Consider the following 23,267-nt stretch of genomic DNA (forward strand, 5'->3'; position numbering starts at 1 on the left):
GCCATCGCCGCCCTCCAAAGCGGCGAGTAGGCACCGAGGATCAGCCCTCAAAGCCCACCACCCCGCGGGGCACTGCCTCACCTACCCGTGCAGTAGACCCCAACGGTGGCCAGCGGATATGCGAAAGACCTAGCGGTGCCGGACCCGGTACACGGTCTGTCCCGCGCTGCGAGCGAGTACTCCGTCGCGGGAGATGGCGGCCTGGGTGGTGCTGCTGATCCCTGTGCCGCTTCTACGGACGATGACGATCGCGTCACCGGAGCGCAGGTATCGGGTGAGGTCGCGTTGCCATCGTTCGTTGTGGCTCCTAGATCGGTTGGCCCGGTCGGGGCCGTAGGTTCGTCCGGTGACGTCGACCCAGTTCGGGCAGCCGGCTGCCAGACCGCGCGACAGTGCGTTCAGTTCGATCAGTCCCATGGGTGAGTCGGACATCAGGCACCGGACCCCAGCGACGGAGCGGCTCAGCCTCACGGCGCCAGGCACGGGTCGGACGGTGGACTGTCCCGAGATCAGGATCGCCACGGTGACAGAAGCGGCCAAGCAGGTTGGTAGCCAGCTAGTCATTCCGGCGACCACCCGGTGGCTGGAAAGAATAGGGGTTGCGGCAGCAGCGGCCACGGTGATCGAGAGGAAGCCCGCCACATAGTCGGTGTAGTACGGAAACCACGACGGGGCCGCGAAGAGCACGCCCAGCTGTGTTCCAAGAATGACGACTCCTGGACGGGCGGCCCGGACCGACCAGGCTCTTCGGACCACGACGAGGAACACCACCCCGGCGACGAAGGTGCCGAAGGCCAGCGCCGGGCCAGGCACGTGGCTGCCCAGTCGACCGAGCGTGCCAAGGTCGCCAGCGCGGGGTAGCGGATTGAGCCTGCGATGGCGGCCGAGCTGGTCAGTGACCACAGATGCCCACATCTGCTGCGGAGCCGCGATGAAGAACGGGACCGTGACCAACAACCCGGCCCCAAGGCAACCGGCTGCCATCGCGACGCCACTGCGCAGTGGGCGCCGTGCCATGGCGGACTGCCAGGCGATGATGCCGACGACTGGCACGACCCACCAGACCTTGATGCAGACGGCCAGCCCAAGCGCGGCACCCGCGGCGGTCCACGACAACAGACGTTCCCGTCGCTGCGCGTTGAGCGCGAGCAACACCCCGCCGAGGACGAGCAGGTTGCCCACGGGTTCTAGCTTCGTCAGGTACTCCGCTCCGACGGCACCGAACCAGGTCGCGTAGAAGAGCCCACCGGCCAGAGCCGATCCCTCACCCAGGTGCAGGTGCCGGCAGATCCTCATCACCAGGAGGGCGGTGGTCGCGCCGACCAGCGCCACGGACAGGTTCGCCAGCATGAATGCCGTCGGGTCGCTGACCACCCTGGTGAGCCACGCGAAGGGCGCGAGGGCAAGAAGTTGGCCAGGGGGGTGCAGGTACACGAAGTCGCGATACGGGAGCCGGCCGTGCGTCAGGGCGTCAGACCCCGCGAAGTACACGGCAGCGTCATATCCGAAGTCGCCCCGCAACCCCCCCGAGCGGAGGATCACCGTGAGCCGGCAAGCCACGGCAACGACGAGCACGAGCACCTCTGGGTGAGCCAGAGATGGGAACCGGTCTAGCGCATGCCCCTGGCGCTCAGACCCGTCGTCGTCGGCGCCCTGTGCAGACGCCCAGCGGTCGGCACACTTCGACATCGCGACCTGGATCTCCCGGGTGAGACGTAATACCACAGCGACGACATCGTAACCAGCACCACGACGGGTCACCGGCCGTTGGCGCGTAGGCCCTGACCATCGTGGTGGGTGCCCTGGCCGTACGGGACGTGCGCCGACCACATTGAACCGGGTGCCATCGCCCATGGGTCCTGGACGATGGACCGGTCCAGTTGTTCGCCGCGGACGTGGCGGGGGAGGAGCGCTCATTCCGCAGCGAAGGCATGATGCTGTGCTGTCAGCGGCCGCCGCCGGCCGCCGCCGGGAGTGGCAGCCCCCGAGTGGACCGCGCGTGAGACGATGCGCCGTGTCCCTCGGAGTCCTCGGCGCCCTCGTCGCGGCTCTGGCGTATGGCGCCGCGACGGTCCTCCAGGCCATCGGCGTGCGCCGCTTCGCCGATGCCCCTCTTCGACCCTGGACTCACCGAATCTGGGCCGGTCGTCTGTACGCAGTCGGACTGTCCCTTGATGCCGCCGGCTTCCTGGCCTCGGTGCTGGCGCTGCGGACTCTTCCGCTCTTCGTGGTCGAGTCGGCCATCGCCTCCAGCGTTGGGGTGACGGCGGTCCTGTCGGCGGTGGTCCTTCAGGTGCGCCTGGAGGAGCGCGAGAAAGTGGCCCTCGCCTGGACCTCAGCAGGGCTCGTCGCGCTGGCATTCAGCGCGAGGCAGGGTCCGGCGCTACGCCCGGACCCGGCCGGAACGCTGGTGCTCTGCGGCGTCGTTCCGGTCGCCATGGTCCTGGCTCTCGGCTGGCGCCTGCCGCGGGACTCGAAGCTCGGCGTGACCCTGCTGAGTGCCGCCGCCGGGCTCGGTTTCGGTGGAGTGGGCGTCGCGGCGCGAGTGCTTGAGCTGCCGCAGCCGTGGTGGCATGCAGTGGGGGACCCGTTGGTCATCGCGCTCGTGCTGCACACCGCGCTGGCCATGACGGCGTATGCCGTCGCGCTGGAGCGCGTCCGCGCCACCACGGTGGCCGCCGTGACGTTCGTGGTGGAGACGCTCGTGCCTGCGGCCATCGGCCTCCTGTGGCTCGGTGACGCGGTACGGCACGGGCCGGGATGGGTGCTGGTCGCCGTGCTCGGCTTCGCCGCAACCCTCGCAGGGAGCATCGCCCTGGCGTCCCATGCCGAGCCCGCCGCCTCACCTGCAGCCGTGCAGTAGCCGGAAGGCAACCGACCGCCCCGTGCAGCGACGCGCCCGCCGACCCCCGATGCATCCCTCGACAGCGACGCCGCAGCCCTGCCGCGACGGTCAGCCGTGGAACCCGGGGAGCGTGCGTCCCAGCCACGCCAGGGCCCGTGGGACGTACGGCGTGAATACGTTGTTGCGGTGACCACCCCGGGCAAGCACCGTCGCGGTGACACTGGTCGGTGGCCGCGCGACGCTGAGGAACTTGGAGGTGGACGGAAATGACAGCGCATCCTCCCTGGTGGTGAGCAGCCACATCGAGATGGGCGGCGGCGCCGTCTCCTCGATCCTGACGAGGTCGTAACCCCGCGACGTGGTCTCGTTCAGCGGGTCGTACGAGCGGCTGAAGTCGGGCCGGAAGTACCCCAGCAGCACGATGGCGGCCCCGAACACGTCAGGGTGTCGCATGCTGAGCGACGCCGCGCACCAGGCGCCGTACGAGTAGCCGACGGCCGCCCATGAGGTGCGGTCCTTCTGGACCGGGAAGTGGTCGACGACCCAATGGGGCAGGTCGTGGGCCAGCCAGGTGTCGGTCTGGGGCTCACCCGGCCCGCCGTTGGTGCACTCCGTGTCGAGACGCGACGGTGTGTCGATGCGCGGAATGACGACGATCGAGGGCGCAAGCCTGTGCTGGGCCGTCAGGGTGTCGATCGTGCTGAGGAAGTTCAGGGCGGCGAAGCTCCTCGGACCGCTGGGGAAGCCGTGCAGCCCGACGACCACGGGGTACTTGTGTGCGGAGCCCGGGTGGAAGCCGACGGGAAGGTAGACGAGGACCTGCCCGTGCGCATACGCGCTCTGGTCGGACACCAGGTAGCTCTGCATTCGATGCCCCGGCGAGGGCAGCGGTGGCAGTGTCGCTGGAGAGCTCATACCCGTCACCCCGCCCTTCAGCCTCGCCGAGATCGCGCGGTTGGCTGAGCCGCCGTGGTGCAGCACGACCTCGCTGGACCGGGCGCCGAAGAGGTCGGACCAGCTGGAGTAGAACAGGTACTGGTCGTTGAGCAGCGCGCCGCACAGAGCGATGACCAGCACGTTGAGGGTGATGACCTCCACGGCGCGGGACGCGCCGGCGACCATGCGGTTGGCCCCGTTCGGGATGCCGATGACGATGAGCACGAACACCACCGCTGCCAGGACTCCAAGCCCGACGACCGGGCTCGGGCCGGTCAGCGCCATCGACGGCCTGACGCGGAGCGGGCCCAGAGTGCGCTGGTGCCCAGGAGGGCTGCCATGTCCCAGGACGCTAGACCGGCGTCCTGAACGGCGGCTGGGCGTTTCCTCACGACTTGCACTGAGAGGGCAATGGACGAAGAGCGCACCTGCATCCTGTCGCGATGGTCAGCCGGGTAGGACGACCAAGCCGACGACGCCCACCGCGTACAGGACCAGGACGGCGATGCTGTCGATACCGAGCCGGGCATGCTGCTTGGCGGGGCGGAACAGCAGTCCCGCCATATAGACCAGGGTGAGCAGCGCGCCCAGGCCGGTCAGGTACAGATCAGCGGCGTGCGCGTTGGGCAGGACCGCCTTGCCGGAGACCAGCACCGCAAGCAGGAACAGCACGGGGAGGAACGCGTTGCCGCCGAAGATGTCCCCGAATGCCAGCTTGTAGTCGCCCTGCTTCACAGCGGTCAGGCCGGTCGACAGCTCGGGCAACGAGGTCGCCGCCGCCAGCACGGTCGCTCCGAACAGGGCGCCGGACAGGTGCACATGGTTCGCCGCCGTGCTACCGCTCTCCTCGGCCAGTGCGCCGGCGAGCAGGGTCGCCAGGGCGGCGGCCCCAAAGATCAGCGCGGCCTTCGTGGTGCTGACTCCGCTGCGGTTCGCCTCGGCTGCCCGCTTCTTCTGGGAATGGCCGCAGCGGTTCGGTCTGGCTGTCCGGGGCCTCGCCGCTGTTCGACCAGGGGAGCCTCTTGCCGGCCCGCTGGGTCAGCACCAGCCCGGCCACCCACACCAGCGCGATCAGCACGACCTGGGGGGTCAGCCGGGCGAAGATGAGGGTGTTGGGCATCTGCGTGCCCATCACCACCACGACCAGGACGGCCACCACCGCTGCACCCTCGAGGACCAACGTCAGGCTGGCGGCCTGGTACGTCAAGGGACGCCGCTCCTCGACGCCCCACGCGTCCAGCGCGACGAGGACCACCGTCTGGATCGCGATGCCACCCAGGATGTTGCTGACCGCGACATCGAGCTGCCCGCTGGCCGCAGCGCTGTAGGTGATCGCGATCTCTGGCAGGTTCGTCGCCACCGCCAGCAGGATCAACCCACCCAACGCCTGGCCGAGATGCAACCGGTCCGCCAGGATGTCGGTGTAGTCCGACAACGAGATGCCCGCGACCCAGATGACGACCGCTGAAGCCACGAAGATCAGCAGCAGAACCCAGAATGGCAACGTGGTCGGCAGAAGGTTCATCGAGCCGCCCTCAGAGTCATGGTTCCGACCTCCAGTCGTTCACGAACGCCTTCAGCCCAAGGCGAGGACACGGGCCACCCTCGAGGTCGAGGACGAGGTAGCCGGACCCCGTCCACGTCCTCACGCAGCCGGTCTGGTTGGCCCAGCGCAGGACCGACCCGACGACGTAGCCTCGTAGCTCCGGGGGCGTGGCGCCGGGGTATGCCCCGTACGTCGTGCTCAGCACCAGGTAGCGGAGCCTGTGCTCGTGGACCCAGGCCCTGACCTGGTCCAGGGTGGGGCCCCCCGAGTGTCCAGTGAATCCGCCCAGCGGGAGCACCGGTTCGTTGCTCTGCAGCTGCAGCAGCGCAGCGGCCGTGGCGCGGGGGACGGCGGCCAGCCAGGTGCGTCCCTCTCGGTGGGAGCGAAGGAAGGCCAACAGGGTCGGCGGGTACGGCGGTGGGGGAGGTAGGGATCGCGGCCCCGCCAGCGGGTCGAAGCCGGTGACCGGGTGGCTGATGGTCTCGACGCAGAAAGTCACAGGACAGACGAGCAGAGCAACCGTCAGCAGCGCTGCCGGGAGTGCCGGTCGCCAGGCGGGTGGCGACCAACGGGTCGGGCGTATGGACAGCGCGCTAGCGACCCCGCCGATACCTAGGACCGCAGCGGTCCACGACGCGGCTGGGGGCACCGCATACGAAGCGGCGACGGCGATGCCGAACAGGACGGATCCCGCGGCCAACAGCATGGCGAGCCCGAGCCGAGGACGTTTGCACAGGTCCACGGCGCCGATGCCGATGACCGCGGCCTGGGCCGGGGCGAGGAGAACCGCGTAGTAGGGGTGCATGGATCCGCTCATCAGGCTGAAGATGAGGCCTGTCGTCACCAGCCATCCGCCGAAGAGCAGCTGTCCGGGGCTCAGCCTCCCGCGAGCGTGCACAGCCATGGTCACCATCAGGGCCAGTCCCAGAGGAAGCAGCCATGCGATCTGCCCGCTGAAGGGTGGCTCGATGAGCCGCAGAGGGCCGGGGGTGCCCGAGACGAGGTTCCCAGGAAGAGGGCCAGCGGCACCTGCGCCGAGCCGGCCGAAACCGTCGCGGGCGAGGATGAGGTGTAGGAGGTTGCCCTGGCTGGCGTCGGCGTACGGTCTGGCGCCGGGGGGATGGCAAGCACAGCCGTCACGCAGGCGAGACCGGCGACCGCGGCGGCCAGCGCGACGACGGATATTCGCCGCAGGCGCGCAGCCATGGGGATCCGCCGGGTCCCCACGAGAGCCGCGGCGAAACCCGGTGCGGGCAGGAGCGAGGCAGCCCACTTCGTCAGGAAGGCCAGTCCCAGGAACGCGCCCGTGGCAGCCAGCCAACGCCACCCCGTGCCGTCCAGGGCCCGGACGCAACAGTAGGCGGCGGCCACCACCAGCAGGGTCATGAGGGTGTCAGGCAGATTGTTCCGCGCCAGCACGAGAACTACTGGTGTCGTGGCGAGGACCAGCGCTGCCACAACCCCCGCCAGCGGCCCGGCCAGCCGGCGGACCGTTCGATAGAGGATGAGGATCGTCGCCGCTGTCTCGAGCCCCTGAGGCAGCATCACGCTCCAGCTCGACAGCCCGAAGGTGCGAACGGACAGGGCCATCACCCAGAAGGCGCCCGGCGGCTTGTCGGACGACACGGCATTGCCGGCCTCGAGACTGCCGAAGAAGAAGGACTTCCAGCTGAGGGCCCCCGTCTGGGCGATGGCGGAGTAATAGGCGTTGCCCCAGTGCTCGACGTCGATATCCCAGCAGTACGCCGTGGCGGCCCCCAGGACGATGGTCGTGATGGCGCCAGCCTCCACGAAGGTGGCCCTGGAAGGGTTCGCGGCACGCGAAAGTGCGTGGCGCCACCTGCGGCCGGGCGGCATGGGTGCCAGAGCACTCGTCACGGGGGCAGGTTCACACACCGGATCTGAAGACCGCCTGAACGCTTCTAGCGGGAAGAGACCGGTTGGCGCGGTGCGCCACTGGTGGGCCGCGGGTCGTCGCCGAGCGACGGGTGCCGGCTACCCCGGCGGGGTTCGGCCACTTTTGCCGCCCCGTCCACGCGTTCCGCGCCCCGCGTTCTGGCCGTCGTTCTCGAACGTCACGTCGACCTGCTCGAACCCCTTGGCGCGCTGGGCCTTCGCAGAGTCCGTATAGCTCCGCCGGTCCCCGCGGGTGAGGTCGACGTCGTCTGTGACCGGCGCCAGCAGCGCGCGCGGCCACAGCCGCTTCGCGAGGACCACGTTGACCTCCACGGACAGGGCGACCGCCATGGCTGCGGCGTGCAGCCACGCCACCAGCCCCAGCACCAGGCCGAACACCCCGTTGACAGCTGTTGCGCTCTTGAGCGCGTGCCCGACCAACAAGGTCCCGAAGAACTGGAGGATCTGCCACGCCGCGGCGGCAGTCAAGGCGCCCGGGGCCGAATGGCGCCAGCTCAGGTTCCGAGCGGTGGCCACCCGGAACGCCAGCAGGAAGACCACGGCGTTGACGAGCACGGAGACGAACAGCAGCAGGCACTTCAGACCCAGTCCAAGAGTCGCACCGAAGGACTCCGCGGCCGAGCTGAGCCCCGAGAGGACCGCAGTGGTGAGGACCGCGATCCCGGCCGTTCCGAGAAGCAGGAGGCTACGCAGCCGGGCGCGAAGCGGGTTCGGCCTGCGGTTGCGCGGCACACCCCACGCCACGTTCATGAGGTTCTGGACGGCCTGTGCCACGCCCAGACCGCCATACAGCGAACCCAGGAGCCCGATGACGAGCCCCGGCCCGCTCCCGTGCAAGCCCGTGCTGCGCAGCTGGTCGCCGATGACCGGGAACTGGCTCAAGGTCGAGGTAAGCACTGCGTGCTGCAGGTGCGCATTGCCCTGGAAGGCGAAGCCAAGAGCCGAGGAGAGCAGCAGGAGTAGGGGAAACAGCGAGAGAAGCCCGTAGTACGCCACCAAGGCGGCCAGGTAGGTCCCCTGGTCGTCGATGTACTTGTACACGACGGCGATCGGTAGCCCCACCCATCGCCGGCTGCGTTGGACGCGGTCCAGTGCTTGCACGAGAGCCACTGCTCACCTCCGGACGCCGGTCTGCCGACACGGCGTCCACCCGTCGCCGTGTCCTTCCCTCACCGTGTCATCAGCGTCGCGAGGTGGCGACCCGACGGCCTACGTGCCCGGCATGGCGGAGGCCAGTGCGACGTCAGCCGGCCGAAGCACCGACGGGTCGCACCACCATGAGATGCACCGTCACCGACGCGCAGCCGGTGAGGTCGGCATCGGCAAGAAGAAGCGCGGTCCTGCTGTCCGGCGGGTAGATCCGGTAGCCGTGCGCCTTCTCCGGCCGACAGGTCGCGGCGGGGTAGTTCAGGGCCTGCGTGACGCGCAGGATGAAGGCGGTGGACGTATGCGGGCGCAGGGTCACCGTCGTGGGTGGCACCGAGGTATCGCGGCCCGCCGCCGCGCCGAGCTGCGTGGTTCGGTCCGAGGCGACCATCGACACGCCGGGGTAGCCCTTCATACGGCAGGTAGCACGGCCCTCGTTCGTGAGGCGGATGGTGACGTAGCGGGACCCCGCCGCACCTTCCACCCTCGCAGTCGACGCCCGTAGCGGGGCAACCGCGCAGCTACCAGCGCGGCCGGTACCGGCCGTCGAGGAGACGGAGCCACTGCGGGCGGTCGACGACGACGATGCTGAAGTCCCGGAGGCTGAGGCCGAAGCGTGGGCGGAAGCCGCCGGCGTTGCAGACGCCTGAGCACTGGGCTGGTGAGGCTGCGACATCGTCGTAGGGCCCGACGGCTGTGCGGCACGCGGTGCACAACCAGCCAGGAGCACGACCGTCGCGGCCGCTCCCAACACGCGGATCGTCGAGTGGTTCATGCCCTGTAGACGTCCGGGGCGTCGCGGGGGTTGGACCGGCCGTCGTGACGACGGGGGTCCTGGCCGGGCTCTGGAAGCGCCCGCTCCGGGACGGTGGGTGGCCGCCAACGAGTTACGCTCCGGTTCCTCCTACCGCGTCCATGCCGCCTACCGCGCCGATCCGGGGCACACCCTCTCGTAGGGCCGGCCGGGCAGCGCGCTTGCCCACTCCGCGCTCGTCAGCTGACGTCCCGCGATGGCGCAGGCGGTGGCGACCCAGGCCTGCGGGCGGACGTTCCAGGATTGGACCGACCCGTCGAGGCCGGCGATCACGACCGTGGAGTCGTCGGAGGAGAACCCGACGGCGACCTCGCCGGCGACAGGTACCGAGCCCAGGAAGGACCCGCTGGGCGCGGACCAGAGGCCGACCTGTCCCTTGCGGCTGCTGGCGAACCAGGCTCCGTTGTGCGAGAAGGCGGCGGAGGTCCGGTCGCCGAACGCGTGCGAGGGGTCAGGGCGGGCGACCCAGCTGTTCTCGTGGTCCTTGAGGAAGCCCACAGCGCCGTCGTCGTCCACGACCGCGGTGGTCCGTCCGTCCGGTGAGAAGAAACCCGCGTAGGGCAGGGTCCGCAGCCGCCGACCGGACACGTAGTCGATGATCGCCCTCTCGGTGGACCCCTCCACCAGGACCGTGTGGTCAGCCGGGTTGACGCTGAGCCGGTCGATCTGTTCGTCGAGCGCCTGGATCGCGGGGCGGTCCTGCCGGAGGGTGGTGGCGCGCATGACGTGGAGGAGTCCCCTGTCGTTGCCCGCCAAGAGTCTGCCGTCAGCGGTGTACTGCGCCGTGGTGATGTGCTCCGAGGAGTAGTAGGCGGTGATGAGATGTCGGCCCGTGGTCGCGTCGCGGGCCTCCACCACATCATCACCGGTTACCCCGACGACCGCCTTGGTGTCGGGACGCCACGTGAGGTCCTGGCCCCACAGGTTCGTCCCGTTCGGGTCGATGGTCGGGATGAGCCGTCCCGTGGCGACGTCCCGGACGTCCATCCGGGCGTACAGGTTCGCGAGGTAGGCCATCTTGCGGCCGTCGGGTGACACCTGCGCCATGATCTCGGTGTTCTTCAGCGGGGGACCCGGGTGAGAGGTGACGAACCCGGAGCTGCCGCCGAGGTCCCAGGCGAGCAGCTCGGCATTCAGGCCAGCGGCGTAGACGCTGGTGCCGTCGGGGCTGAGCGCCACCAGGTTCCCGCCCCAGGTCTCCCCCCGGAAGACCTGCCGCGGCGTCGCTGCGCTGACATCCCAGACTACGACGCCCCCGTCGGCGGCGGCGAACCGGCGACCGTCTGCTGAGAAGGTGATGCGCTGCACGCGCCCATGTGCCTCGAGCCTGGCCTTGAGCTTGAGCGTCGCAGTGTCGAGCAGGCCGATCTCCGACTCCGCGACCACGGCAAGGGTCTTCCCGTCAGGGCTGACCGCCAGCTGGGGTGTCCAGGCCTGGTCGTGGTACGCGAGACCCTGCAGCCCGATCTGAGGACCGGTTCGCGTGGCTTTCACTCCGCCTGTCGCGACGTCGATGCTACGGAGGAAGTAGTCGCCGTTGGTGAACAGCGTGTGGCCGTCCCGGCTGAGGGCGCCGGTCGTGATGTGTTGCGAGTCTGGGTAGAGCATGGCAACCGGCTTGTCGAGGCGGTCTAGATCCCACACACCCACGCTCGTGAAGGATCCATCAGAGCCCCTACCGTTCAGCACCGCCCCCAGCCGGCTGCCGTCACCGCTGAACACCAGGGAGTAGTAGTTCCGCTTGTTCTCCGGCACCCCGCCCACGTTCGACGCCAGCGGCTGCGCCTTGGCATCGAAAAGGTGCAGCGGGTGGGGCACCTTTACCACGCCGGGGTCGTCGGGGAAGTCGGCGGCGGCGAGGAGGACGCCGTCCGGGCTGTAGGCGATCACGTGACCTCCGCCGCCGGTGGAGGTGTGTGCAAGCAGCTTCAGCGATCGCGGTTCGTAGACGTTGACCCCTCCTCCTGCAAGGGAGAGCGCGACGTTCCCCGACCTTGGATCCACTGCTATCGCACCTGCCGGTGGAGTGGTTGCGGACCGCTTCAGCAGGGGCGCCCGGTCGAGCGCCGCCGCCAGGTTGGCCTTGGCCGAGTCCGACCCGTGGTCGAGCCGCATCCCGGCCACGGCCAGGAGGAGCGAGGTGTCTGCTCGGGGCGCCGTGAGAGCCTCGGCACCCACACGCCTGGCATCGGCGGTGACTGCCTGTGCCCCGGCCCGGTCCGCCGCTCCCAACGCGAGCACGCCGGTTACGGCGGCCACGAGGGCAAGGGCTGCGGCGACGGCCAGCAGGCTCCGCAGACGGCTGTTCGTGCGCCTCTCCCGCTGGACCTGCAGCTCGGCCGCCTCGCGCTCCGATGCGGCAGCCGCCTGCGAGGCGTCGAGGAAGGCACGCTCGACCGGGGACAGTGTGCGGCCGGGGGCACGCCATTCGAGCGCCTGTGCCAGGCGGACGCCGCGGTACAGCTCGCTGTCCGGCCGCCCCATCGTGTCCCAGGAGTCGGACGCCAGGGACAGGTGACGCAGGATCCTCTGGCCCTCCACGTCCTCGTCGAGCCAGGACCGAAGTCGCGGCCACTCGCGCGCGAGCGCCTCGTGGGCGATCTCGACGGACTGGTCATCGCTGCTCACCAGGCGAGCGGCGACCAGCTGCTCCACGAGGTGGGCCCGCGCGGGGTCGGCGACGATGTGCCGGCGCGGGACCCTCGCCCCCATCGGTTCGCCGTCCGCGGCAGGAGAGACGAGACGAAGCATGAGGTCCCGCAGAACCTCCCGCTGCCCCGGGTCGAGACGGTCGTAGAGGCCGTCGGCCGACTGGTTCAGCGCCTCGCGCACGCCGCCCGACGCACGGTACCCGGCAACTGTCAGGGTGGCTCCCTCTCGTCGCAGCCACGTCTGACGCAGGGCGTGCGAGAGCAGGGGAAGCGCGCCCGGCTCGCCCTGGACCTCCCGCACCAGCAGGTCCAAGAGGCCGGGATCCAGGCGTAGGCCGGACTGCAGGGCAGGGCCTTCGACGGCGTCCCGCAGGTTGGGCTCCTGCATCCCGCCCAGTAGGTACAGGCCTCGCTCGACGAGGCGCGCGAGCGTCGGGTACGCCGCCAGGGCGCCAACCCGGTCCGCGCGGAGCGCGAGGACGAGCTGGCTGCGTTCGCTGTGACGAACGAGCTCGTCAATCCACCTCGTGCGTTCCTGTGCGTCGACGTCCTCGCCGAGCGCCTCCTCGCACTGGTCCACGACCAGCACAGCTCGAGGCGATGCCGCGGGCGGGAGGGTCTCCAGTGGACGGCTCCCGGGGGTGACCACGAGTACCGGGCGGCCGTCCCGACGCAAGGCGGCGGCGATGCCCGCCCTCACCAGCGACGACTTCCCGCAGCCGGAAGGTCCGACGACGGCGAGCACGCCGGCGCTGTCCAAGCGATCGAGGCAGGAGGAGACGTCGCCTGACCTACCGAAGAAGGTGGCGGCGTCCTCGACGCCATACGGCAGCAGTCCCCGGTAGGGGCACACGCTGCTGGGCTGAGCGGGAGGCGCGCTTGCCGAGAGCTGCGGGTCCTGACGCAAGATGGCCGCTTCCAGGTCGACCAGCTCGGGGCTCGGGTCAAGACCCAGCTCACGGGCCAGCATCGCGGTGGCGCGACGCAGGGTGACCAGCGCGTCGTGCTGCCGGCCCCCCTGGTACTGGGCCAGGGCGACAAGCGCCCAACGTCGCTCCCTCAGAGGCTCCTCGGACAGTCGGCTGCTGGCGACTGCCAGGACGTCCCGATGGTTGCCCGCTCGCAGTGCTGCCTCGGTGTGTAGGTCCTCGGCCTCCAGACGGAGCTCCTCGAGGCGCTGAGCCTCCGACCGCCCCGGCGGCCACTCCTCGAGTTCAGCCAGGGCCTTCCCGCGCCACAGCGCCAATGCCTGCGCCACCAGGTAGCGGGCGCGGTCCGGCTCACCGTCCCGGAGACGCTCGCGAGCAGTGGTGAGCAGCCGCTCGAAGCGATGGGAGTCCACGGCATCCGTATGGGCCCGTAGGCGGTAGCCGTGCGGCAGGGTCTCGATGCTCGTCGTCCCGACAAGCTTGCGCAGGCGGACGATGCAGCCCTGCACCACCTTCTGCCAGGTGTCCGGAACGTTGTCGCCCCACAGCGCCTCGGCGAGGGCTTCGTTGCCGACTGCCTCGCCTCGCCGGGCAACGAGAGCGGCAAGGACGACCCGGTCCCGTCGGGAGAGCGCGGTGGACCCGCCGTTCACCTCGACCGGACCCAGGACCGCGATCTCCATGAGCCCCAATGTGTTCCCTGACACCGGGGACGTCAACGTCCCTGTTACCGCGGTGACACCGCCGAACCGGGACGGACGGCGCATTGAGGGTCAAGGGGGACCGGCCGCGCTGACGGTGACCGGCGTCGAGGCCTGCAAGCACCGCGTTACCGCGCTGACACCGGTGCCGCTCACGGTGAGCCGCGGATCGCTCGGGCACCTCGACGGTGCCGACAGCCACACGGTTCTCCCTATGCAGTGATCGAGGAAAGGACAACACCATGACCACGACCAGCAAGCACACCGGTGCGGCCCCCGGCAGGTCACTTCGTGTCGCGCGTGCCGTTGCACTGGCGCTCGCGACAGCAGGGACCGCCATCCTGGTCCCCGCAGGCACGGCCAGCGCTCGCAGCCCCCACTGGCAGCACTACGAGTACCCAGACCACATCGAGGTCATGTGCGGTTCCACGCCGGTGCACCTCACCTGGCCCGTGAACAAGGAGTACTTCCGGGACCTCGCCCCTGCCGCCGACGGGTCGTACGTGGAGCAGGTGACGGGGTCACTGACCGCCTTGTTCACTACCGACTCGGGCGGCTCGCTGAGATTGAACCTCGGGGGGCCCGGCGAGACGACGTACTGGCCCAACGGGGACTACGAGGTGCACAGCGAGGGACACTACGGCTTCGGCGTCAGCCCGGCGCAGGCCGCCGAGCTCGGCGTGCCCGAGCAGTTCTCCTCGTTCGGCCTGATCGACTTCGTCTACCACAAGGCCGACGACTCGATGACCCCGGTGACCATTCCTGGCAACGTCACCGACACGTGCGCTCAGCTCGGGATCCACTAGGGCGCGTGCTGGCTGGCTGCGGTCGACCGTCACGGCTGGCACCACCCGGGGCGGCGTTTTACGGCAAATGAATGATGTTGCTGGGGAACAGCTTCGGGACAGTGAAGGAGTCGCGGCGCCGCTGGGGTGGTTCCCGGGTCCGGCGCCTCTGACTCCGTTCGCCGCAGGGTGACCCACGGACGCCTCCTCCTCATCGACTGGTCGAGGCAGGTCGACTGCATCGTGACGGAGGAGCGGACATGGTTCGTCGGGGTATACGGCGATTGGCGACCGTAGCGGTTGGCGCGGTGGTGGGGATCAGCAGCGTGGGAAGCCTCCTGGTCCAGGCACCCGTCGCTCTGGCGGCTGGGACTCTGTCCCTCGACAGACTGGTCTCGACCCATGGCACGGCGTCGACGACCAGCGTGACGTCGCCGGTGTTCACGACGGCCCAGCCGGGCGAGCTGCTGCTGGCCTTCGTCAGCACCGACGGACCCTCCACGCCGACCCAGGCCGTCAGCTCGGTGACCGGCGCGGGACTCACCTGGCGGTTGCGGCAGCGCACGAACGCCCAGCTGGGAACTGCGGAGATCTGGCAGGCCGTCACCCCGGCCATCCTCACGAACGTGTCGGTGCGGGCGACGTACTCCGGTTCGTTCCTGGCTTCCATCTCGGTGGCCACGTTCACTGGCGCGAGCCTGACGGTGGACGGCGCAACCAAGGGTGCGAGCGCCGCCACAGGCGCGCCCACCGCCGCCCTGACGACCTCTCGGGCCGGCTCATGGGTCTGGGCCGTCGGGAACGACTACGACAACGCGATCGCGCGCACCGTCGGGACGGGGCAGACCAAGGTCGACGAGTACCTGGCCAGCAGCGGCGACACGCTATGGGTACAGCGCCAGAACGCGGTCACGCCGAGTGCCGGCACGCCGGTCACCATCAACGACACGGCACCCACCGCGGACCGATGGAACCTGTCACTGGTCGAGATCCCGGTCGCCGCAGATGACACCACGGCACCCACCGCTCCCACCAACCTCACCGCAGCGGCACCCGGCCCCACACAGGTTAACCTGAGCTGGACGGCTGCCACCGACGACACCGGGGTGACCGGCTACCGCATCCTGCGCGGCGCGAGCCAGATCGGGACCACGACCAGCGCCACGACGTACTCCGACACCACTGCCACGGCACGCACGACGTACTCCTACACCGTGCGTGCGGTGGATGCGGCGGGAAACGTCTCACCGGACTCGGTGCCGGCATCCGTCACCACGCCGGCGCCTGACACCACCCCGCCGACCATCTCCGCCATCTCGAGCGGCACGCCGACCCCGAGCGCAGCCACCATCACCTGGAGGACTGACGAGCCATCCGACTCCCAGGTGGTCTACGGCCGGACCACGACCTATGGCTCGTCGACGACCCTGGCGGGCGCCCTGGTCACGAGCCACTCGCAGACCGTCGCGGGACTCGTGGCGAGCACGACGTACCACTACCAGGTCAGGTCGGCCGACGCGTCGGGCAATGTGGCCCTGTCCAGCGACGCCACGTTCACGACGGCGGCCCCACCCGCCGACACGACGCCCCCCTCGGTCAGTGTCACCGCCCCGGCGAGCGGCGCCACGGTCGCCGGCACGGTCCAGGTCACCGCAACCGCCTCCGACAACGTGGGAGTCGTCGGCGTGCAGCTCCGGCTTGACGGGGCGGCCCTCGGCTCCGAAGACATCACGGCGCCCTACTCGGTCCCCTGGGACACCACCGCTGCCACTGACGGGGCGCATCAGCTGTCCGCCGTCGCCCGTGACGCGGCAGGGAACACGACCACCGCCACGACGGTCAGCGTGACGGTCAGCAACGGCTCGGCCGACCCCAGCCTCGTCGGTTCCTGGGGCCCCGTGCAGGCCTGGCCCGAGGTGTCCATCCACGCAGCACTGACCTACACCGGGAAGGTCCTGACCTTTCAGGGTGACTTCACCACCGGTGGCCAGCAGTACCTCCTGGACCCGACCACCGGGGCCACCACGCAGGTGCCGAACGCCGCGGCCGACCTGTTCTGCGCGGGCCAGGCCGTGCTGGCCGACGGCCGGATCCTCGTGGTGGGCGGAACTGCCACGAGCGGCGGCCTCGGGATCACCGCGGTCACCGCCTTCAACCCCGCGACCCAGGTCTGGCAGACGCTGGCCCCCATGCACCACCCACGCTGGTACCCCACGGCCACCACCCTGGCCGACGGCCGGGTCCTGGTGACCTCAGGCTCGAACGGGAGCCTGACCGACCTCGTCCAGACCCCCGAGGTCTACGACCCGCAGACCAACACGTGGACGGACCTCACGACGGCCACCCGGTCCATCCCGTACTACCCCTTCATGTACCAGCTGCCCGACGGCCGCGTCCTGCAGGCCGGCGCCTCGGAGGAGCCGACGTCGACCCTCGCCCTCGATGTGGCGACCCAGCAGTGGAGCACTGTCGACAGCCGGGTCGTCGACGCGGCCTCCATCACCAACTACGCGCCAGGCAAGTTCTTGAAGGCCGGCTCAGCCTCGGACTCCGGGTTCACCGGACCCTCCGCGAGCACCGCCTACACCTTGGACCTGAACCAGCCGGGCGCGACCTGGCAACCCACCGCCGCGATGGCCTTCCCGCGCAGCTTCGTGAACCTCACCAACCTCCCTGACGGTACGGTGCTCGCGACCGGGGGCGGGACCGACAAGTCCGGCTACGTGGAGGCCAACGCGGTCCTGCCCGCCGAAGTCTGGAACCGCACCTCGGGGACGTGGAGGACGGTCGCCTCGATGACGGTGCCACGGCTCTACCACTCGGTCGCCCTGCTGCTTCCGGACGGCCGGGTCTTCGTCTCCGGATCCGGTGGCGACGCGGGCGTCGCGGACGAGAACAACTACCAGATCTACTCCCCGAGCTACCTCTTCAAGGGAGCACGACCCACCATCAGCTCTGCGCCCAGCACCGTCCGGTACGGGGGCACGGCGTCCATCAAGACTCCGGATGCGGGCAGCATCAGCTCGGTGTCCCTGATCCGTACCGGCTCGGTCACGCACTCCTTCGACCAGAACACGCGCGCCCTGACGCTGCCTTTCACCGCGGTCACGGGCGGCCTCGACGTGCAGCTGCCGGCGAACGGGAAGCTCGCCCCTCCGGGCTACTACCTGCTCTCCATCGTCAACGGGAGCGGCGTCCCCTCGGTCAGCACGGTGGTCCGGTTCCCAGCACCGTCCGAGGACATCGTTGCGCCGAGCGCCCCACCGAGCCTCACCGCCACAGGCGGGATCGGTCGCGTCGACCTCACCTGGGCGGCAGCGACCGACGACATCGGCGTGGCCGCGTACGACGTCTACCGCTCGACGACCGCGGGGTTCCTGCCTGGTCCGGCCAACCAGGTGGCGCAGGTGGCCGGGACCTCCACCTCCTACCGGGACGCAGGGCTGCCGGCCGGCACCTACTACTACCGGGTGAAGTCGGAAGACGCTGCGGCGAACCTGAGCCCGCCGTCCGTGGAGGCCACCGCCACGGTCCTCAGCGACACGACGGCCCCCAACGCACCGACCGCCCTCACGGCCACCGCCACCAGCGGTCAGGTGGCACTGAGCTGGACCGCCGCAACGGACAACGTCGGGGTGGTGCGGTACAACGTCAGCCGCGGCGGCGCCACGCTCGGCACGTCGACCGTCACCAGGTTCACCGACACGGGAGTGGTTGCCGGGACCACCTACAGCTACACGGTGACCGCGCAGGACGCGGCCGGCAACGTCGGCCCGGCGTCGAACACGGCGACGGCCACCGTCCCATCAGGCGCACGGCAGATCACCGTGGACAAGCTGGTGTCCAGCCATCAGGGGAGTGCTGCGACGACGGTCTCGGCTCCCGGCGTGACCACCACCGGCACCAACGAGCTGATCCTTGCCTTCGTGAGCTCCGACGGTCCCAGCGGCAGCGGGACGGAGAGCATCAGCGGTGTGTCCGGCGGCGGGCTCACCTGGACGCTGCGCCAGCGGGCCAACGCCCAGCCGGGGACCGCCGAGATCTGGCGCGCCGTGGCAGCTACTCCGCTGAGCAATGCCACGATCACCGCAACGCAGGCGTCTGGCTCCTTCCAGTCCTCCCTCACGGTGGTAGCGCTTCTGGGCGCGGACACCGCCCCGGGGGCCGTCACCGCCACCAGCGCGTCGTCCGGCGCCCCCGCCGCCACGCTGACCACCACCCGCGCCGGCAGCTGGGTCTGGGGGGTGGGCACCGACTGGAGCACCGCGACCAGTCGCACGGTGGGTACGGGGCAGACTCTCGTGGACCAGTTCCTGGCCCCGGCCGCGGACACCTACTGGGTCCAGCGCCAGAACGCGCCGACCCCAGCCTCCGGCACGGCGGTCACGATCAACGACACCGGGCCCGTCGGGGATCGCTACGACCTAGCCCTCGTGGAGGTGCTGGCGAGCCCGTGACCGCAGCCGACGGACGGGCGCCCCGGGCGCGGTTTCCACAGCGGTCTTTGTTTCATAGCGGTCTTCATGGCGGTTCCCATCGCGGGTCTCACCACCGTTTGGTCCGACGTGACCCCGGGCATGACACCGCTCGGGTGAGCCGCCAGGAGCCGCCCGACTCGGCAGAGAAGGGCGCTCATGACCCCCGCCAGGCCAGGCCGGTTCCGTCTGGGACCGTTTCCGACGTACTCGACCACCACCCGGCACGGCACCCGCGTCTCCTGCACAGGATGCTGCCTGCCCATACCCCTTGGGTGTCTGGCGAGCGCTCTCGCGGTCGCCGCGACGGTGACCACCGCTGGGCTCCGGGCACGTCGGGGCCGCCGAAAGCCCTGAGCGACCGCCCCGTCCCATCGCGGCTGACGTCACTGGCCGCACGCACCCGGCCAGGGGGACCGAGGCTTCGGCAAGGGCTAGCATTTGCGGCGGCGCACCCGTCAACGCGTGGAGGAACCGCACGCAGCCGCCCCACTCTGACGAACCGGTGAGGCGCTCGGCTGGTCAGCCGCTCAAGCACACGTGTCACGGCTCCTCGCAGCAACGGTCGTGAGTCTGGCGTGGCTGTCGACCCTGTGGCTCACGGGCAGCCCGTTCGCGATGTGCTGGGCTGGTCGCCCGCCGTGCTGCTGGGCATCCTCGCGCCGGGGTTCGTCCTCGTCCGGCTGAGTCGCCCGTCTCCCGTGCGTCACCGTCTGGTTCGGCGAGGTCTTGGCCCCCAGCTCGACCAGTCGGCAGTGCCTGTCCGGCTCAGATAGGTCTCGACACGGCCGCCCATGGCCGCGTGAGCAGATGGGCGCATCCCCCCGCCGAAGTCCGGGACTTCGGGCGCTCGCCCGGCGTGTCGCGCCGAAGTCCCGGACTTCGGGTCAGTCGCGGCGGGTCGCGCGCCAGTCCTGGAGCCGCTCCCAGGGCCGACGCAGTCGGCGCGCCACCGAGTCCCTGCGCTCGCGCCACTCGACGACTCCCTCCGTCGGCCACCAGGCCGCACGGAGACGGTCCTTGCGACGGCGGACCGCCGACACCGCCTTGACGACCTTCTTGGTGTCGGTCCGGATGTCCGTCAGCGTCGTGCCGGGCGGGGCGTACCGAGACCGCTCCACGCCGTCGACCACCCGGCGCAGAGCCTGGGTCTGGTCGCCCTCGAGGTAGGCCTCTCGCTGGTAGAACCGGCCGGCCTGCCGGGGCGTGCTTCCCCGCGGAGGTGTCACCCCCAGGTCGCCGATCCGCTCGACCATGGTCTGCCACTCGAGCTCGATCCGGGTCGCCTCGTCGGGCGCCTGCCTCAGCCGGCGACGCACCCGGCTGCGCGCAGCGAGCGGCACCACGAGCGACCCCAGAACGCCGGCCAGGAGCCCGATCAGCCCCGAGAGGACCACCGTCCTGGCCTGTGGTCCCAGCCAGGAGGTCAGCCGCGAGGTGGTCCCGCTGGTCGTGGTGCGGTCCTGCGCCCCGGGGTCGTTGCCGCCGTCGCGGCGCGTGTTCGCGGAGGTGGCGCTACCGGCGGCCGTGTTCTCCGGCGAGTCGCTGTTGTCGGGGGTGGTCGGCGGCAGGGAGTAGGGCGGTGCCACCGTGTTCTGCGTGCCTGAGGGGGTCGGCTCGAACCTCAGCCAGCCGATCCCGTTGAAGTACAGCTCCGGCCACGCGTGGGCGTCCGACCCGCGCACCGTGTAGACGCCGCGGTCAGCGGTCCCGGGCAGGAACCCGATCGCCATCCTGGCCGGGATGCCGCTGCTGCGTGCCATCATCACCATGGCCGTCGCGAACTGGACGCAGTACCCGACCTTGGAGCGCAGGAACAGGGAGATGGCGTCGGGCCGCTCCGCCTGGCCGAAGCTGTTGGTCACGGTGTCGGGCAGCTGCAGGGAGTAGGCGAAGCCTCCGTCGGTACGCAGATACTTCTGGATGGCCCTGGCGGCCTCGATGCGGGACGCTCCCTGGGGAACGACCTCGGACACCGCCTTGCGCACCAGGGCCTGCGACGCGGGGTCGACCTGGAGCTCCGGAGCCAGGTAGCCACTGGTCTCCGGCTCGACGTCCTGGCTGAGCGCCGCCGACGTGGGGTTGAGGGCCAGGTAGCTGAAGCTGTACGACTTGGCCGAGCGGTTGACGCTCGCCACGGAGGTCCTGCGATCCAGCCCCCAGGCGACCCCGTCGAGGTCCCCGGAGAGCAGCGGGGTGGGCGCGGCGATCTGCGGCGCCTCGATCCGCGAGTCGTTGACTGAGATCCGGTAGGTCTCCCGCGGGGTGCTGGGGTCAAGCTCGGCGGGCAGCGGCACGCTCGCGCGCCTGCTGTAGCTGACGTCGGCGCTGTCGGGCACCCAGGTGTCGTTGACGTAGTCCTCCAGCACGCCGACCCGTAGCGGGGTGAGGATGGGTGCATTCGTGGTGTAGCTCAGCACGGCCGCCTTCGACGGGCTCGCGAGGCTCTTCTGCAGGTCGAGCGTCGTCCTGAGGCCCACCTGCCCGTCGCTGAACCCGGTGGCGTCGCTGGATCGGCCCAGGCCGTCGATGAGGTACCGGGTGGGGAAGTGCGGGATCACCACCGGCATCACGACCGCCGTCACGAGGCCGGCCACCGCGAGCGTGCGTCCCACCGCGGCGTACCCGTAGGCGCCGTCGCGGTCGTCCTGGCGCCGCCCTGACGTGCTCATCGGCGCGGTCGTGCTCCAGCGGCGCAAGGACGACACGCCCTGGCGGCCCAGCATCAGGAGCCACACCCCGGCGGCAGCGACGAAGAACATGGGGTTCAGCGAGTCGCCGGAGTTCGAGGCCGAAAGGAGGAACGCCGTCAACAGGGGAAGGCCCGCCATCGCCGGGGACCGGCGCATCACCGCGAGGTGGTCCACGGTCATCGCCGTGAGTGCCACAGCCAGCCCGATCGCCAGGGTGATGCCACGGTTGGTCGGCGCAGGCGCCGCGTAGTTCTGGATCGTCTCGCGCGCGTCGACGAGCAGGTTGTTGAACGCCAGCACCATGTCGACGGTGGGTAGCCCGTGCCACAGGTGCCCACGGCCGTAGAGAGCGCCCGCCGCGAGGACGACGGCGCCCAGCTGGGCGCCCGCGACGGCAATGGCCGACGTCGTCAACAGCCTGGCGCCGATACCCGCGATCGCCACGACCGCCACCATCGCGAGGGTCGGACGCATCCACGTGCTGGGCGTGAACAGAGTCGTCATCGGCCACGCGACGACCGCCGTCGCCGCACCCGCGAGCAGCGACTCGGGAACCCGTCCGCGGCTCATGCCACTCCTACCCTTCTCGTCGACCCGGACAGCACGTCCCAGACCGAGGCGATGCCGTCGCCGGCTCCCACGACGGCCACACTCCAGCCCGCACCTCGCAGGACCGGTACGCAGGCGATCTCGTCCCCGGTCGGCGACGGTCGGCGCCGCGAGGGCGTGAACCCCCCTGGATCGAGCACGATGGCCAGTGCGGTCCCACCGGGCTGGCGCAGCGAGGCGACCCGGCGAGCCAGCTCCTCGTCGAGCTCGGTCACCACGGCCAGGACCAGCCCACCCGAGGACGTCACCGGATGGGCAGCGTGGAGCACGTCGGCGAACCGGTCGTCGGGTCCGGTCTCGGCCATCGCGAGGACGTCCAGCAAGGGGTCGAGCTCCAGGGCGGTGGTCGCACGGCCGTCCTCGGCGGTCTCGTCGCACACCAGATGCACTGCATACCCCTGGTCCAGCAGGTGCACGGCGACCGACGCACATGCGGTGACCGCCCACTCGAACGACCCTGAGCTGCCCGAACCGTGGTGCCCCCGCGTCCTGGAGTCGAGCACGACCGCGGCGCGGCGGCGAGCCGGCCGGTCCTCCTGACGGACCATCAGCTCGCCGGTCTTGGCGGTCGCCGGCCAGTGGATCCTGCGAAGGTCGTCCCCGTCACGGTAGGAGCGGATGGAGACGTCGTCCTCGCCGTGCAGCGCCACCATGTGGGGGATGGCACCCTCGGCCCCCACCCCGCTGCCCGCGGGTTGCCCCCCGCCCAGCGGCACGATCCGCGGAAGGACGAGCACCTCGCTCGACCCGGAGATCGCCGCCACCCTCGTGCTCAGCCCGAAGGGGTCCCGCAGCCGGATCCCCAGCGGCCCGAGCCGGTGGCGCCCGCGGACATGGGACCGCACCGAGTAGTGCACCTCCTGCCGGTCGCCGCGGCGCAGCCGCGGCACGACGAAGCGCGGACGGTCCCCGAGGGCGTAGTCGAGCTGCTCCTCGGCCATGAGGAGCGGGCTCGCCGCGGCCCCGGCGTTCTCGATGCCCAGCGTCACGAGGGACTGCTCGTCGACCTGGATGCGTCCCGGTACCGCCGTGCGCTCCAGCGAGAACCTCAGGTCGTGCCGGCGGATGAGCAGGCCGCTCAGCAACGGCAGGGCGACGAGCAGGACGCCCACCCGGGTCAGGTCCTCGAAGCCGAGGCCTATACCGCACACCACCAGCGTCACCCCGGCGGCGACGAAAGCACGCCCACGGGTCGTGAGCAGGTCACGAAGTCTGCGCAC

Annotated in this window: 15 protein-coding genes; 4 read left to right on the top strand and 11 right to left on the bottom strand. The window is 70.3% G+C overall.

The genetic code is table 11. From position 1 onward, the window contains the following. Positions 1 to 129: 129 nt before the first annotated feature. Positions 130 to 1,725 carry a glycosyltransferase 87 family protein gene (locus tag PHA84_RS15100; protein WP_270888955.1) on the bottom strand — a complete coding sequence of 532 codons (1,596 nt, stop codon included), beginning with the start codon at positions 1,723 to 1,725 and terminating at the stop codon, positions 130 to 132. Positions 1,726 to 2,014: 289 nt separating this feature from the next. Between PHA84_RS15100 and PHA84_RS15105 the strand changes: the two genes are divergently transcribed. Further along, positions 2,015 to 2,863, top strand: coding sequence for a hypothetical protein (locus PHA84_RS15105; protein ID WP_270888956.1), 849 nt, complete (start codon positions 2,015 to 2,017; stop codon positions 2,861 to 2,863). A 90-nt stretch (positions 2,864 to 2,953) separates the two neighbouring features. On the opposite strand, the gene PHA84_RS15110 is transcribed toward PHA84_RS15105, so the two are convergent. The 8 genes from PHA84_RS15110 to PHA84_RS15145 form a co-directional block, all read right to left on the bottom strand. Beyond that, positions 2,954 to 4,066 (bottom strand): alpha/beta hydrolase, encoded by a 1,113-nt coding sequence (locus PHA84_RS15110; RefSeq protein ID WP_270888957.1) that lies wholly within the window; start codon positions 4,064 to 4,066, stop codon positions 2,954 to 2,956. A gap of 162 nt (positions 4,067 to 4,228) precedes the next feature. Next, positions 4,229 to 4,681, bottom strand: a complete 453-nt coding sequence (locus PHA84_RS15115) for a sodium/calcium exchanger protein (RefSeq protein ID WP_333742359.1) — start codon at positions 4,679 to 4,681, stop codon at positions 4,229 to 4,231. Next, positions 4,617 to 5,306, bottom strand: coding sequence for a hypothetical protein (locus PHA84_RS15120; protein WP_270888958.1), 690 nt, complete (start codon positions 5,304 to 5,306; stop codon positions 4,617 to 4,619). Before PHA84_RS15120 ends, PHA84_RS15115 begins: the two co-directional genes overlap by 65 nt. Positions 5,307 to 5,322: 16 nt before the next feature. Next, complete coding sequence (locus PHA84_RS15125) at positions 5,323 to 6,231, bottom strand: hypothetical protein (protein WP_270888959.1); 909 nt, start codon at positions 6,229 to 6,231, stop codon at positions 5,323 to 5,325. 8 nt (positions 6,232 to 6,239) lie between these two features. Then, positions 6,240 to 7,205 carry a glycosyltransferase family 39 protein gene (locus PHA84_RS15130; RefSeq protein ID WP_270888960.1) on the bottom strand — a complete coding sequence of 322 codons (966 nt, stop codon included), beginning with the start codon at positions 7,203 to 7,205 and terminating at the stop codon, positions 6,240 to 6,242. Between the two features lie 117 nt (positions 7,206 to 7,322). Continuing rightward, positions 7,323 to 8,354: a YihY/virulence factor BrkB family protein gene (locus PHA84_RS15135; protein WP_270888961.1), complete on the bottom strand. Its 1,032-nt coding sequence runs from the start codon at positions 8,352 to 8,354 to the stop codon at positions 7,323 to 7,325. Positions 8,355 to 8,487: 133 nt separating this feature from the next. Continuing rightward, complete coding sequence (locus PHA84_RS15140) at positions 8,488 to 9,165, bottom strand: DUF4232 domain-containing protein (RefSeq protein ID WP_333742343.1); 678 nt, start codon at positions 9,163 to 9,165, stop codon at positions 8,488 to 8,490. Positions 9,166 to 9,312: 147 nt separating this feature from the next. Beyond that, a complete protein-coding gene (locus PHA84_RS15145; protein WP_270888963.1) occupies positions 9,313 to 13,467 on the bottom strand; it encodes an nSTAND1 domain-containing NTPase in 4,155 nt (1,384 codons plus the stop codon). Between PHA84_RS15145 and PHA84_RS15150 the strand changes: the two genes are divergently transcribed. The 3 genes from PHA84_RS15150 to PHA84_RS15160 all read left to right on the top strand — a co-directional run bounded on the left by PHA84_RS15150 (position 13,466) and on the right by PHA84_RS15160 (position 18,727). Next, entirely contained in the window at positions 13,466 to 13,708 is a 243-nt protein-coding gene (locus tag PHA84_RS15150; RefSeq protein ID WP_270888964.1) for a hypothetical protein, read from the top strand. The genes PHA84_RS15145 and PHA84_RS15150 overlap by 2 nt on opposite strands. Positions 13,709 to 13,727: 19 nt before the next feature. Beyond that, complete coding sequence (locus PHA84_RS15155; RefSeq protein ID WP_270888965.1) at positions 13,728 to 14,291, top strand: hypothetical protein; 564 nt, start codon at positions 13,728 to 13,730, stop codon at positions 14,289 to 14,291. Between the two features lie 305 nt (positions 14,292 to 14,596). Continuing rightward, a complete protein-coding gene (locus PHA84_RS15160) occupies positions 14,597 to 18,727 on the top strand; it encodes a galactose oxidase-like domain-containing protein (protein ID WP_270888966.1) in 4,131 nt (1,376 codons plus the stop codon). Between the two features lie 905 nt (positions 18,728 to 19,632). Here the strand turns inward: PHA84_RS15160 and PHA84_RS15165 are convergent. Together PHA84_RS15165 and PHA84_RS15170 are read right to left on the bottom strand one after the other, a co-directional pair. Further along, positions 19,633 to 22,008, bottom strand: a complete 2,376-nt coding sequence (locus tag PHA84_RS15165) for a transglutaminase family protein (RefSeq protein WP_270888967.1) — start codon at positions 22,006 to 22,008, stop codon at positions 19,633 to 19,635. Beyond that, positions 22,005 to 23,267 (bottom strand): DUF58 domain-containing protein, encoded by a 1,263-nt coding sequence (locus PHA84_RS15170; RefSeq protein ID WP_270888968.1) that lies wholly within the window; start codon positions 23,265 to 23,267, stop codon positions 22,005 to 22,007. The genes PHA84_RS15165 and PHA84_RS15170 overlap by 4 nt, the downstream gene beginning before the upstream one ends.

Origin of the sequence: Pedococcus sp. 5OH_020, from assembly GCF_027812955.1 — a bacterium.
Lineage (GTDB): Bacteria > Actinomycetota > Actinomycetes > Actinomycetales > Dermatophilaceae > Pedococcus.